This window comes from Microbacterium sp. MDV22-iso44, from assembly GCF_058629135.1.
In genome coordinates this window covers 764,488-777,138 of the sequence record NZ_JBZVWS010000001.1, presented here as the reverse complement: position 1 = coordinate 777,138, position 12,651 = coordinate 764,488, and the positions used below count along the sequence as shown (strand labels likewise).

The following is a 12,651-nucleotide window of genomic DNA, read 5'->3' as shown; positions in this document are numbered from 1 at the left end:
ATGGCACATCTTCTCGGGGCCGAGGCCCTGCACCTGGAATACCCGACCAAAGTGGTCTTCGACGGCGTCTCGCTCGGCGTCGACGAGGGCGACCGCATCGGCATCGTCGGCCGCAACGGCGACGGCAAGTCGAGCCTCATGGCGATGCTCGCCGGTCGCCGCGACCCCGACTCCGGACGCGTCACCGTGCGCGGCGGCGTGACGATCGGCGTCCTCGAGCAGAGCGACGTCCTTCCCGACGACCTCACGGTGGGACGCGCCGTCGTCGGCGACGGCCCCGAGCACGAGTGGGCGCGGGACGCGCGCGTGCGCGACGTCATCGCGGGTCTCCTGTCGGACCTCGACTGGGAGGCCGCCATCGGCACGCTCTCGGGTGGCCAGCGCCGCCGGGTGGCGCTCGCCCAGCTGCTCACGGGGGACTGGGACGTCCTCGCCCTCGATGAGCCCACCAACCACCTCGACGTCGAGGGGATCGCCTGGCTCGCCGAGCACCTGAAGCGCCGCTGGTCGCCGTCATCGGGTGCCCTGATGGTGGTGACCCACGACCGGTGGTTCCTCGACGAGGTGTGCACCAAGACGTGGGAGGTCCACGACCGCATCGTCGAGCCCTTCGACGGCGGCTACGCGGCGTATATCCTCCAGCGGGTCGAGCGCGACCGCCAGGCCGCCACGATCGAGGCGCGGCGGCAGAACCTCGCCCGCAAGGAGCTCGCGTGGCTGCGGCGAGGTGCCCCCGCGCGGTCGACCAAACCGAAGTTCCGGATCGACGCGGCGAACGAGCTCATCGCCGACGTACCCGAGATCCGTGACCGGGTCTCGCTGCAGTCCCTCGCCGTGGCGCGTCTGGGCAAGGACGTCGTCGACCTCCTCGATGCGGGTGTCGCCTACGACGGCCGTGAGATCCTCAGGGACGTCGAGTGGCGCATCGCGCCGGGGGAGCGCACTGGCATCCTCGGTGTCAACGGCGCCGGCAAGTCGACGCTCCTCGGCCTCGTCTCGGGCACGGTCCTGCCGACCAGCGGACGGGTCAAGCACGGCAAGACCGTGAAGGTCGCGACCCTCACGCAGCGGATGGACGAGCTCGACCCGCACCTGAACGAGCCGGTGCGCGTCGTCGTCTCGCGCCTGCGGACGACCTACACGTTCGGTGCCGGCTCGAAGGCGCAGGAGCTCACCCCCGGGCAGCTCCTCGAGCGGATGGGGTTCGCCTCGGCGCAGCTCTCCACCCCCGTGAAGGACCTCTCCGGCGGTCAGAAGCGACGCCTGCAGCTGCTGCTCATCCTCCTCGACCAGCCGAACGTCCTGATCCTCGACGAGCCGACGAACGACCTCGACACCGACATGCTCGCGGCCATCGAGGACCTCCTCGACTCCTGGGCGGGCACCCTCATCGTCGTGTCCCACGACCGCTACTTCATGGAGCGCGTCACCGATCAGCAGTACGCCGTCATGGGCGGCGGTCTCCGCCACCTCCCCGGCGGGATCGAGGAGTACCTGCGCCTGCGCGCGAGCCAGCCGCAGGCGACGGGTGCGGCGACTCCCGGCGGTCAGAAGGCGGATGCCGCGGCACCGACGGCATCCGCTCTGTCGGGCGCTGATCGTCGCACGGCGGAGAAGGAGGTCACGAGCCTCGAGCGTCGCATCAAGAAGCTGTCGGACCAGATCGCGAAGGCCCGGGCGGCCCTGGCCGACCACGACCAGGGCGATTACGTCGGTCTCGGCGAGAAGATGCAGCACATCGCGGCCATGGAGACCGAGGTCGCCGAGGCGGAGGACCGCTGGTTCGAGCTCAGCGAAGAGCTGGGCTGATCAGACGCGGTCGGCCTCGCGCAGCGCGAGGCCGGTGGTGAACTCGCGCTGTTCGCCGCTGAGCGGATCGACGAACCGCAGTTCACGGGCCAGGAGCTGCAGCGGGCGCTCGGGATCGTCCGGCGCCTCGTCCAGCAGGTCCGGGTAGAACCGGTCGCCCAGGATGCCGAGCCCGATCCCGGCGAGGTGGGAGCGCAGCTGATGCATGCGTCCCGTGCGCGGGTGCAGCCGGAGGTGAGCCGCCGTCTCGCCGACGCGGATCGCCTCCACGAGCGTCTCGGCGTTCGGTTCGCGGTCCTCGTGGACGATCGCGCGGAGGCTTCCGCGTGTGCTCGTGAGGTGCGAGCGGACGACGAGGGGGAGCGGCGGCATCCCGCTGCCCGGGATCGTCGTCACCGCTTCGTAGACCTTCTCGACGGCGCGGTCGGCGAAGAGCGTCTGGTACGCGCCGCGGGTCGCGGGGCGTACCGAGAACATGACGAGACCGGCGGTTGCGCGGTCGAGTCGGTGGATGGGCGTCAGGTCGGGGTTGTCGAACCGTTGCCGCAGTCGCACGAGGGCGGAGTTCATGAGGAACCCGCCGCCCGGGGTCGTCGGGAGGAAGTGCGGCTTGTCCACGACCAGCAGGTCGTCATCGAGGTGACGGACCGTGACGTCGTAAGGGATGGCGGGCTCGTCGGGCGGCTCGCGGTAGTACCAGACGAAGTCCTCGGCTCCCAGCGGCGTCTCCCGCGAGAGCCGCGTGCCGTCGAACGCGACCACTTCACCGCGATCGAACCGGCCGAGGAGGACCTCCGGGTCGATGTGCGAGAACCGTCCCGTCACGTACTCCGCGATCGTGGCCCATGGTCCCGTCCGGGGTACTCGGAGCCGGGTGGGACCCACCCCGTCGCGGACGGGGAGCGGAGCGCGCATCGCCATCGCGGACTCAGGCGTCGAAGCCGAGGCTGAGTTTGCGCAGGAGCCCTGCGAGGCGTTCGCGGTCGGCGCGCGAGAGCTGGCCCAGCAGCTCCGCTTCGGCATCGACGAGTCGTGTGATCGCGGCATCCACCCGGTTTCGTCCCTCTTCGGTGAGGGTGACGAGCACGCCGCGGCCGTCACCGGGATCGGCGGCGCGGACGACGAGGCCGCGCTCCACGAGACGATCGATGCGGTTCGTCATCGTGCCGCTCGAGACGAGGGTCTGCTGGAGCAATTGCTTCGGGCTCAGCCGGTACGGCTCGCCGGCGCGGCGCAGCGCGGAGAGCACATCCCACTCCCACGGCTCCAGGTCGCTGCGGTGGAACGCGTCGCGGCGGGCACGGTCGAGATGGCGCGACAGCCGGTCCACGCGCGAGAGGACCTCGAGGGGGGAGAAGTCGAGATCGGGTCGCTGCGCGACCCACGCGCTCACGATCCGGTCGACCTCGTCATGTTCGGGGACCATCTCCTCATCATCGCAGAGCGCCTGCTACTGTGACCGGTAACAGGGCGGGCGATGACGTGACCGCCGAGATCGAAGAGGATCACCTCGATGCCTGCATCGCGCGCCCGGCGGACGACCGCCGCCACCGCCACGACCGCCCTCCTCCTCGGCATGCTGAGCGCCGGTGTGATCACCGCACCGGTCGCCTCGGCCGCCGAGGGACCCGTCGACGCGGGCATCGTCGTCCCGAAGGTCGACGGCCTGCCTGCCGACTTCATCAACGGCGTCGACGTCTCGTCCGTGCTCTCCCTCGAGGCCTCGGGCGTCGTGTTCCGGGACGACGCGGGCGAGCCCGCTGACCTGTTCGACGTCCTCGCCGACCACGACGTCACCGACGTCCGCGTCCGGGTGTGGAACGACCCGTTCGACGCCGACGGCAACGGGTACGGCGGCGGCGACGTCGATGTCGACCGTGCCGTCGAGATCGGTCGCCGTGCCACCGAGGCGGGGCTGCGGGTCCTCGTCGATTTCCACTATTCGGACTTCTGGGCGGACCCTGCGAAGCAGCAGGCTCCGAAGGCTTGGCGGGACCTCAGCGTCGACGAGAAGGCCGCACAGACGAGGGACTACACCGCCGACGCCCTCGGGGAGTTCGCCGACGCCGGCGTCGATGTGCACATGGTGCAGGTGGGCAACGAGACCAACAACGCCGTCGCGGGGGTCACCGGGTGGCCGGGGATGGCGAAGATCTTCTCGGCCGGGTCGGCCGCCGTCCGCGACGTGTATCCCGACGCCCTCGTCGCCGTGCACTTCACGAACCCCGAGACGGCGGGCCGGTACGCCGGGTACGCCGCCAACCTGAAGACGTACGGCGTCGATTACGACGTCTTCGCCTCGTCGTACTACCCGTTCTGGCACGGCAGCACGGCGAATCTGACCTCGGTCCTCCGGCAGGTGGCCGACACCTACGGCAAGAAGGTCATGGTCGCCGAGACGTCGTGGGCGCACACGCTCGACGACGCCGACGGCCACGGCAACGTCATCGACCTCCCCTCCGAGGCGACGCAGTACCCCGTCTCGGTGCAGGGCCAGGCGACCGCAGTGCGGAACGTCATCCAGGCAGTGGTGGACGTCGGTGACGCCGGCATCGGCGTCTTCTACTGGGAGCCGGCCTGGCTCCCCGTCGGTCCGCCCGACCGCCTCGCGCAGAACAAGGTCCTGTGGGAGCGGGACGGGTCGGGGTGGGCGTCGAGCTTCGCGGGGGAGTACGAACCCGAGGACGCCGGGCACTGGTACGGCGGATCCGCCTGGGACAACCAGGCGCTCTTCGCGGCCGACGGCACCCCGCTCGAATCCCTCAACGTGTTCTCCTACGCCCGGACCGGCGCCGTCGCCCCGCGCGAGGTCGTGGACGTCGAGGACCCGACCGTCTCGTTCACCGATGGGGACGACATCGTCCTCCCCGCCACGGTCGCCGTCACCTTCAACGACGGATCCGTCGACGACGAGACGGTCGAATGGTCGCGGGATGCCGAGTGGATCGGCGGGCCCGGCACGTACACGCTCGGCGGCACGACGTCGTCCGGCCATGCGACGACGGTGACCGTCGTCATCCGTCCCGTGAACGGACTGCGGAACCCGGGGTTCGAGGACGCGGACGTGTCGATGTGGCGCGTCACCGGTGAGGGACTGGCCCTGCGGGCCACCGACGATCCCCGCACGGGGGAGCGATCGGCGCACTTCTACTCCGGATCGGCCTACACCTACACGCTCCGTCAGACCGTGTCGGGGCTCCCGGCCGGTCGCTATTCCGCATCGGGGGCGCTGCAGGGCGACGGTGAGGGCAGCGACGGGAACGTCCGACTGACCGTCTCGTCCGGGGATGCGGCGGCCTCGGCCGACTTCGGGCTCGACGGCTGGCGTGCCTGGTCGACTCCCGTGACGGACGCCGTCACGGTCGCCGAGGGCGGCAGCGCGACCGTCGAGGTGGCGGCATCCCTCCCTGCCGGCGCCTGGGGCACGCTCGACGACCTCGTGCTCACCAGAGCGGCCGACGCGGTGGACACCGCGGGCCTGCGGGCGCTCGTGGACCGCGCGGACGACGTCGAACGCTCGGCCGCCACCACGGGATCGATCGAGACGCTCGACGAGGCCGTTCGGATCGCGCGTCTCGTCCTGTCGTCCTCCGCGCCGAGCGCTGATCGCGTCACCGCCGCCGAGGCCGCGCTGACGGCTGCCTTCGACGGCCTCGTGCTCGTTGGTGAGGCACCGGCACCGGTCGTGCTGCCGGTCGCCGTGACGGTCGGCGAAGGCGAGCCGGTGAGACTGCCCGCCTCCGTGACCGTCCGCGCGTGGGACGGGGCGGTCCGCACCGCACCCGCGACCTGGTCGGACGCGGTCTCGTGGATCACCGGCCCCGGCGAGTATCAGGTGAGAGGCCGCGCCGCCGGCACGGACGTGACCGCGGCCGTCACCGTGACGGCGGCCGCCTGGGTGCGCGACGGGGGCTTCGAATCCTCGGACGCGTCGCCGTGGACCGTGACCGGCACCGGCGCCACGATCGGCGCGACGACGGATGCCTCAGCCGGCGCGCGTGCGGTGTCGTTCTGGTCCGGGTCCGCGTACCGCTTCGCCGTGACGCAGCGCATCGCGGGTGTCACGCCCGGCACGTATGCCGTCTCTGCGACCGCGCAGGGAGACGGTGAGCAGGGAGACGGAGAAGGGAACGGCGCCCTCACGGTGACCGCGACGACCGGCGGTCGCACCGTCGATGCTCCCGTCCCGCTGGAGGGCTGGCAGCAGTTCCGCACCGGCACGACTCCGGCCGTCACGGTCGGGGCCGACGGGATCCTCACCGTCGGCGTCGCCGCCGACCTGCCCGCCGAGGCGTGGGGCACCGTCGATCAGATCCGGGTCGTCCGCACCGGCGAGCGCGTCTCGACCGGCGAGCTCGCCGCCGGCATCGCCGACCTCGAGGCTCTCGACACGGCCCCCTACACCGCGTGGTCGTCGGCGCGGATCCCGGCGGCCGTCGAGAAGGCCCGCATCGTCGTGGCCGCCGCCTGGCCCACCGCGGCCGAGGTGGATCGTGCCCGGGCTCTCCTCGTCGACGTCCGCGCCGGCCTTGTCCGGACGGACGCCGACACCGCGACGGCGCGACCCGGGACGGCGACCCTGTCGAACGACAACGGGTACGATACGGGGCTCAAGGACGGCGACTACACGCTCACCATGAACCTGTGGTGGGGCGAGAACGCCTCGTCGGTGCGGTTCTACGAGAACGGCCGGCTTCTGGACACCGTGCCCCTTGCGTACCGGGGCACGTGGGCGCAGACCGCCCGAGTCCCGGTCACGGGCCGCGCGGACGGCACCTACCGCTACACCGCGGTGCTGGCGAACACCCGCGGTGAGACCCGCACCGCCGAGATGACGGTCGTGGTGGATGCCGCGGCCCCCGGCATCCCCGTCCTCAGCCACGACAACCACGACGGCGACGGCACCTTCACGGTCACCGCCAACCTGTGGTGGGGCACGAACGCGACCTCCTACCGGGTCTTCGAGGACGGCCGCGTCGTCGCGGAGGGCGACCTCGCGGCGCGCACGCCGAAGGCGCAGCAGGCGACCTATGCGGCATCCGGCGTCAGCCGCGGATCGCACGCGTACAGGGTGGAGTTCCGCAACGCCGCCGGAACGAGCACGAGCACGCCGCTCACGGTGACGGTGCGTCGCTGACGCGCCCGGAGGGACGGCGGCCGCATGGCAGACTTGTCAGGCGGCCGCCGGACCCCCGGTCGGCTGCGGTCCGCCGTGGTGTAATGGCAGCACGACAGCCTTTGGAGCTGTGAGGTCTAGGTTCGAATCCTGGCGGCGGAGCATGACCGACAACCTCGATCCGCGCCTCGCCGTCGTCATCCTCGCCGCCGGCCAGGGCACGCGGATGAAGTCCTCCCTCCCCAAGGTGCTGCACCGCATCGGGGGGCGCCCGCTCGTCGGCCACGTGCTCGACACCGCCCGCGACCTCGCTCCCGCGCACGTCGTCGTCGTCGTCCGCCACGAGCGCGACCTGGTCGCCGACGCCGTGCTCGGCGTCGCGCCCGAGGTGGTCGTCGTCGACCAGGACGAGATCCCCGGCACCGGCCGCGCGGTCGAGGTCGCGCTCGACGCGCTCGGCGGCTTCGACGGCGACGTCCTCGTCCTGAGCGGCGACTGCCCGCTCGCCGACGTCGAGACCCTGGGCGCGTTCGTCGCCGAACACCGCGCCGTCCGCGCGGGGGCGACGCTCATGACCGCCGTCGTCGACGACCCGACCGGGTACGGCCGCATCATCCGCGAGAGCGACGGCAGCGTCGCCCGCATCGTCGAGCAGAAGGATGCCTCGCCCGACGAGGCCGCCGTCGCCGAGGTCAATGCGGGCATGTACGTCTTCGCCGCTGCGGCGCTCCGCCAGCACCTGCCCCACGTCGGCACCGACAATGCGCAGCAGGAGAAGTACCTCACCGACATCGTCGCGCTCCTGCGTCGCGCGGACGGGCGGGTCGCGGCATCCGTCGCGAAGGACGTCACCGTCACGTACGGCGTCAACGATCGCGTGCAGCTGTCCGAGGTGGGACGCCTCCTCAACGCCCGCACGGTCCGCCGGTGGCAGCTCGAAGGGGTCACGGTCATCGACCCGGCGACCACCTGGATCGATGTGACCGCGACCCTCGCGCCCGACGTCACCGTCCTGCCGAACACCCACATCCTCCGCTCCACGAGCGTGTCGGAGGGTGCGACGATCGGGCCCGACACGAGCCTCGTGGACTGCGAGATCGGCGCGCGAGCAACCGTGACCCGCACCGACGCGACGCTCGCGGTCATCGGCGCGGGAGCCACCGTGGGTCCCTTCGCCTACGTCCGCCCGGGCACCGAGCTCGGCGAACGCGGCAAGATCGGCACCTTCGTCGAGACGAAGAACTCCACGATCGGCGAGGGCAGCAAGGTCCCGCATCTGTCGTACGTCGGCGACACGACGATCGGCCGCAACGTGAACCTGGGCGCCGGGGCGATCACCGCGAACTACGACGACATCTCGAAGCACCGCACCGAGATCGCCGACGAAGTCCACGCCGGCTCGCACAACGTGTTCGTCGCGCCCGTTAGGATCGGTGAGGGCGCGAAGACGGGTGCAGGAGCCGTGATCCGCAAGGATGTCCCGGCCGGCGCCCTCGCCCTCAGCATCGCCCCCCAGCGGAACGTCGCGGGGTGGGTCGAGAACAATCGACCGGGAACGGGAGCGGCAGAAGCCGCCGCTCGTGTCCGGTCCGCACAGGAAGCTGGCGATGGGTCGCAAGAAGCAGCACACGGTTGACCTCGACACCGAGCGCGGAATCGCGCCGGGACTGGTGGCCAAGACCAAGAAGCGTCTCGTCGTCGCGTCGGGACGCTCGCACGAGGAGCTGTCGACCGAGGTCGCCGCAGCCCTCGGCACCCAGTTGGTGCCCACGGAGCACCGCACTTTCGCCTCCGGCGAGATCCTGACCCGTTTCGAGGTCTCGATCCGCGGGTGCGATTTCTTCCTCATCCAGAGCTTCGGTCCGCCGGTCAACGAGTGGCTCATGGAGACGCTCATCATGCTGGATGCCGCCAAGCGGGCATCCGCGAAGCGCATCACCGTCGTCGCGCCGTACTTCCCGTACTCCCGGCAGGACAAGAAGGGCCGCGGGCGCGAGCCGATCAGTGCGCGCCTGGTGGCGGATCTGTTCAAGACCGCGGGCGCTGACCGGGTCATGAGCGTCGACCTGCACGCCGCGCAGATCCAGGGCTTCTTCGACGGTCCCGTCGACCACCTGTTCGCCAAGCCCGTCCTCCTCGAGTACTTCGAGAAGACCCTCTCTACCGAGGACCGCGCGAAGCTCACCGTCGTGTCGCCCGACACCGGACGCGTCCGCGTCGCCGACACCTGGTCCGACAGCCTCGGCGCGCCCCTGGCCATCATCCACAAGCGTCGCGACCCCAACGTCGCGAACCAGATCACGGTCAACGAGATCGTCGGTCAGGTCGAGGGCCGCGTGTGTCTGCTCGTCGACGACATGATCGACACCGGCGGCACCATCGTGAAGGCGGCGCAGGCTCTCAAGGCCAACGGCGCGGAGCGTGTCATCGTGGCCGCGACGCACGCGATCTTCAGCGACCCCGCCGTGGAGCGCCTGCAGGATCCGTCCATCGATGAGGTCGTCGTCACCGACACGGTCCCGCTGCCCGCCGAGAAGCGGTTCCCCGCTCTCACGATCCTCCCGATCGCGCCGCTGCTGGCCCGCGCGATCCGCGAGGTGTTCGAGGACGGCTCCGTCACCAGCATGTTCGACGGCGCAGCCTGAATCTTCCTCATCCGTCGGCCGTCCGGTAGCGTCTCGTTCACCGGGCGGCCTTCGTTGTCAGCCGATGCATAGGCTTCTGCAAGCATCGCCATGTCCGGGATCGATTTCCTGGAGTCATCGCCCTTCGCTCCAGACCGGGCGGGCACGACCCGAGGAGGACCACTCATGATCCGCACCACAGCCGTACCCCGACCGCTCCGCGTCGGCGCAGCCGCCGCATCCGTCGCAGGCCTCGCTCTGCTCGCCGGATGCGCGGGCCAGACCACGTCCACCGCCGACTCCGGCACCGCCTCGCAGAATCCGGCCGCCTCGGCCGACGCCGGCAGCGGTTCGTCGACAGGGTCCACCAGCTTCACGGACGGCACCTACACGGCCGACGGCACCTACCAGACCCCCGAGACCATCGAGAAGATCTCGGTCACTCTGACGGTCGCGTCCGACGTGGTGACCGACGTCGAGGTCACCGGTGAGCCGCAGGCTCAGGAATCCAAGCGGTACCAGGGCGAGTTCATCGGGGGCATCAAGGATGTCGCCGTCGGCAAGAAGCTCGCCGACCTCACGGTCGACAAGGTCGGCGGCTCGTCGCTCACCAGCGGCGGGTTCAACGCGGCGGTCAAGGAGATCCGGACCGAAGCCGCGTCATGACCCCGACCGCGCCCCTCGCCCATTCCTGGGCGTTCGAGGCGATCGGGACGCTCTGGCGCATCGACGCCGCTTCCCCTCTCGACGATGGCGTCCGTGATGAGATCACGGACGCCATCGGCGCGTTCGACCGCGAGTGGTCGCGCTTCCGCGCAGACTCGCTCGTGACGCGGTTGTCGCAGACGGCAGGAGGGGTACCGGCGCCCGCCGACGCGGCCGCCATGCTCGACGCCTACGACGCCCTTGACGCCGCCACCTCCGGTGCGGTGAACCCCCTCGTGGGGGAGAGCCTCGCCCGCCGCGGATACGATGCGACGTATTCGCTCGTCGACCGCGGGGCCGTGGCGGCTCCGCTCGACTGGCGACGATCGGTGACGTGGTCGGACGGCACCCTCCGTCTCGCCGAACCGGCCCTGCTCGACGTCGGTGCGCTCGGCAAGGGCCGGCTCGCCGACCTCGTCCTGACGCGGGTGCCCGGCGGCGCCGCGGTCGTCGATGCGGGCGGCGACATCGCGATCCGAGGCACGACCCAGCGGATCGCCCTCGAGCACCCGTACGACGCCTCCGTGGCGATCGGGGTCTGGTCGGTGACGGATGCCGCCCTCTGCGCCTCCGCCGTCAACAGGCGCGCATGGGGCGAGGGTCTCCATCACGTCCTCGACGCGCGCACCGGCCAGCCGGTGCGGCAATACGCGGCCACCTGGGCCGTGGCGCACGATGCGATGACAGCGGATGCCGTCGCCACCGCGCTGTTCTTCGACGGCGGCCCCCAGCTGGCCGCCGAATGGGGAGTCGGGTGGGTGCGGATGCGCACCGACGGCTCCGTCGAGTGGTCCCCCCAATGCGAAGCGGAGTTGTTCTCGTGATCTCGTCCCTCAGTGCCACCTGGAATAGTCTCCTCGGCGTCCTCGGCCGGCTGTCGATGTACCGCCTGGTCCTCCTCGCGCTGTCCGCGCTGGCCGTCATCGCGCTGGTGCTCTCGTTCACCGGCGCCGTGTCGGTCGACCCCCTCGCGCTCGTCGTGTCGGTCGCCGTCCTCGCGGTGTCGATCGCGGCCGTCGACGCGATCGCCCAGCGGATCGTCCGTCGGCCGTGGCGCATCGAGTCGGCCCTCATCACGGCACTCATCCTGGTGTTCGTCCTGCGGCCCTCGCTCGAGCCGCTGGCGTTGCTCGGCCTCGTGATCGCCGGCGCGATCGCGTCGCTGTCGAAGTACGTCATCGCCTGGCAGGGACGTCACATCCTCAACCCGGCCGCCGCCGGAGCGACCGCACTCACCATCGTCAGCATCTGGGCCCCCGACCTCGGTGCATCGGCCTGGTGGGTCGGGACCCCCGCGCTCGTCGTACCGGTGCTGCTGCTGGGACTGGCGGTCCTGGTCCGCACCGAGAAGGTCCGCGTCGTGGGACTATTCCTCGTGATCGCGATCGCGGTGGGGCTCGTCCGCACGATCGTGCAGGCGCAGGCCGCAGGCTTCGCCCTCGACCCGGGGATGACGTTCACGAGCCTCGTGCTGTCCTCGCCCTTCCTCTTCCTCGGCGCGTTAATGCTGTCCGAGCCCCTCACGCTGCCGCCGCGACGCTGGCAGCAGTTCACCGTCGCCGCGGTGGTCGGTGTGCTGGCGGGATGGCCGATCTCGCTGGGTGCCATCACGCTCGGTCAGGAGCGTGCGCTCCTCCTCGGCAACCTGGTCGCCTTCGTCTTCGCGATGCGCACCGCTGTCCGGCTGACGATCGTGGAGCGGACGGCGGTGACGCCGAGCGTCCGCGAGTACAGCTTCCGGACGGAGCGTCCCGTTCGCTTCGCGCCGGGTCAGTACCTCGAGCTCGAAGTCCCGCACGCGCGCGCGGACTCCCGTGGCACCCGGCGGGAGTTCAGCATCCTCTCCTCGCCGGCCGAACTGCCGCTCGTCAAGATCGCGATGCGCGAGGGATCCCAGTCGAGCTACAAGAAGGCGATCGCCACGGTGGAGCCCGGCGACGAGCTCGCGATCACGGGCATCTGGGGCGATTTCGTGCTTCCGCGTCGTACCGACGCGCCCGTCCTCATGGTCGCCGCCGGCATCGGCGTGACGCCGTTCGTGTCGCAGCTGCGGCACATCAGCCTCACGCAGGAGAGTCGCGACGTCGTGTTCGTCTACGTGGCGTCTGCGAGCGAGGAGCTCGCGTTCCGCGAGGACCTCGAGGCGGCCGGCATCCCGGTCATCGTGATCACCCGCGACGAGCCCGCTCACCTGCCCGTCGGGTGGACGTGGGGCGGCGGGGCACGACTCGACGCCGAGAGCCTCCTGCGCCTGGTGCCCGACATCGCCGGGCGTCACGCGTACGTGTCGGGCCCGCCCGCCCTGATCGCGACGCTGACCCCCGCACTCGAGCGGGCGAAGTCGATCACGACCGACGCGTTCAGCGGGTACTGAGCCCGCGGCGCGTGCGTGAGGTC

9 protein-coding genes and 1 tRNA gene are annotated in these 12,651 nt (G+C 70.9%); 8 read left to right on the top strand and 2 right to left on the bottom strand.

Going from position 1 to position 12,651, the window contains the following annotated elements:
• A complete protein-coding gene (locus tag AC4NN1_RS03860; RefSeq protein WP_020097034.1) occupies positions 1-1,809 on the top strand; it encodes an ABC-F family ATP-binding cassette domain-containing protein in 1,809 nt (602 codons plus the stop codon).
• Here the strand turns inward: AC4NN1_RS03860 and AC4NN1_RS03855 are convergent, their stop codons facing one another.
• Together AC4NN1_RS03855 and AC4NN1_RS03850 are read right to left on the bottom strand one after the other, a co-directional pair.
• Positions 1,810-2,730 carry a pseudouridine synthase gene (locus tag AC4NN1_RS03855; RefSeq protein WP_491954581.1) on the bottom strand — a complete coding sequence of 307 codons (921 nt, stop codon included), beginning with the start codon at positions 2,728-2,730 and terminating at the stop codon, positions 1,810-1,812. It abuts the gene before it with no gap.
• A 7-nt stretch (positions 2,731-2,737) separates the two neighbouring features.
• A complete protein-coding gene (locus tag AC4NN1_RS03850) occupies positions 2,738-3,235 on the bottom strand; it encodes a MarR family winged helix-turn-helix transcriptional regulator (RefSeq protein ID WP_020097035.1) in 498 nt (165 codons plus the stop codon).
• An 87-nt stretch (positions 3,236-3,322) separates the two neighbouring features.
• Here AC4NN1_RS03850 and AC4NN1_RS03845 point away from each other — a divergent pair, with 87 nt between their 5' ends.
• The 7 genes from AC4NN1_RS03845 (at position 3,323) to AC4NN1_RS03815 (ending at position 12,628) form a co-directional block, all read left to right on the top strand.
• Positions 3,323-6,946, top strand: coding sequence for a glycosyl hydrolase 53 family protein (locus AC4NN1_RS03845; protein WP_491954580.1), 3,624 nt, complete (start codon positions 3,323-3,325; stop codon positions 6,944-6,946).
• A 69-nt stretch (positions 6,947-7,015) separates the two neighbouring features.
• A tRNA-Gln gene (locus AC4NN1_RS03840) sits at positions 7,016-7,087 on the top strand.
• Between the two features lies 1 nt (position 7,088).
• Positions 7,089-8,561 (top strand): bifunctional UDP-N-acetylglucosamine diphosphorylase/glucosamine-1-phosphate N-acetyltransferase GlmU, encoded by a 1,473-nt coding sequence (glmU, locus tag AC4NN1_RS03835; RefSeq protein WP_491954579.1) that lies wholly within the window; start codon positions 7,089-7,091, stop codon positions 8,559-8,561.
• Positions 8,533-9,570 (top strand): ribose-phosphate diphosphokinase, encoded by a 1,038-nt coding sequence (locus AC4NN1_RS03830; protein ID WP_491954578.1) that lies wholly within the window; start codon positions 8,533-8,535, stop codon positions 9,568-9,570. The genes glmU and AC4NN1_RS03830 overlap by 29 nt, the downstream gene beginning before the upstream one ends.
• 165 nt (positions 9,571-9,735) lie before the next feature.
• Positions 9,736-10,215: an FMN-binding protein gene (locus AC4NN1_RS03825; RefSeq protein WP_336123950.1), complete on the top strand. Its 480-nt coding sequence runs from the start codon at positions 9,736-9,738 to the stop codon at positions 10,213-10,215.
• On the top strand, positions 10,212-11,078 hold the full coding sequence (locus tag AC4NN1_RS03820; protein ID WP_363458542.1) for an FAD:protein FMN transferase: 867 nt from the start codon (positions 10,212-10,214) through the stop codon (positions 11,076-11,078). The genes AC4NN1_RS03825 and AC4NN1_RS03820 overlap by 4 nt, the downstream gene beginning before the upstream one ends.
• A complete protein-coding gene (locus AC4NN1_RS03815; protein WP_491954577.1) occupies positions 11,075-12,628 on the top strand; it encodes an FAD-dependent oxidoreductase in 1,554 nt (517 codons plus the stop codon). Before AC4NN1_RS03820 ends, AC4NN1_RS03815 begins: the two co-directional genes overlap by 4 nt.
• Positions 12,629-12,651: the final 23 nt, after the last annotated feature.

Excerpts from the sequence above, each read along its gene's own strand:
- AC4NN1_RS03820 (WP_363458542.1), top strand. The coding sequence starts at position 10,212 with ATGACCCCGACCGCGCCCCTCGCCCATTCCTGGGCGTTCGAGGCGATC.
- AC4NN1_RS03830 (WP_491954578.1), top strand. The coding sequence starts at position 8,533 with ATGGGTCGCAAGAAGCAGCACACGGTTGACCTCGACACCGAGCGCGGA.
- AC4NN1_RS03850 (WP_020097035.1), bottom strand. The coding sequence starts at position 3,235 with ATGGTCCCCGAACATGACGAGGTCGACCGGATCGTGAGCGCGTGGGTC.
- AC4NN1_RS03825 (WP_336123950.1), top strand. The coding sequence starts at position 9,736 with ATGATCCGCACCACAGCCGTACCCCGACCGCTCCGCGTCGGCGCAGCC.
- AC4NN1_RS03860 (WP_020097034.1), top strand. The coding sequence starts at position 1 with ATGGCACATCTTCTCGGGGCCGAGGCCCTGCACCTGGAATACCCGACC.
- glmU (WP_491954579.1), top strand. The coding sequence starts at position 7,089 with ATGACCGACAACCTCGATCCGCGCCTCGCCGTCGTCATCCTCGCCGCC.
- AC4NN1_RS03855 (WP_491954581.1), bottom strand. The coding sequence starts at position 2,730 with ATGGCGATGCGCGCTCCGCTCCCCGTCCGCGACGGGGTGGGTCCCACC.
- AC4NN1_RS03845 (WP_491954580.1), top strand. The coding sequence starts at position 3,323 with ATGCCTGCATCGCGCGCCCGGCGGACGACCGCCGCCACCGCCACGACC.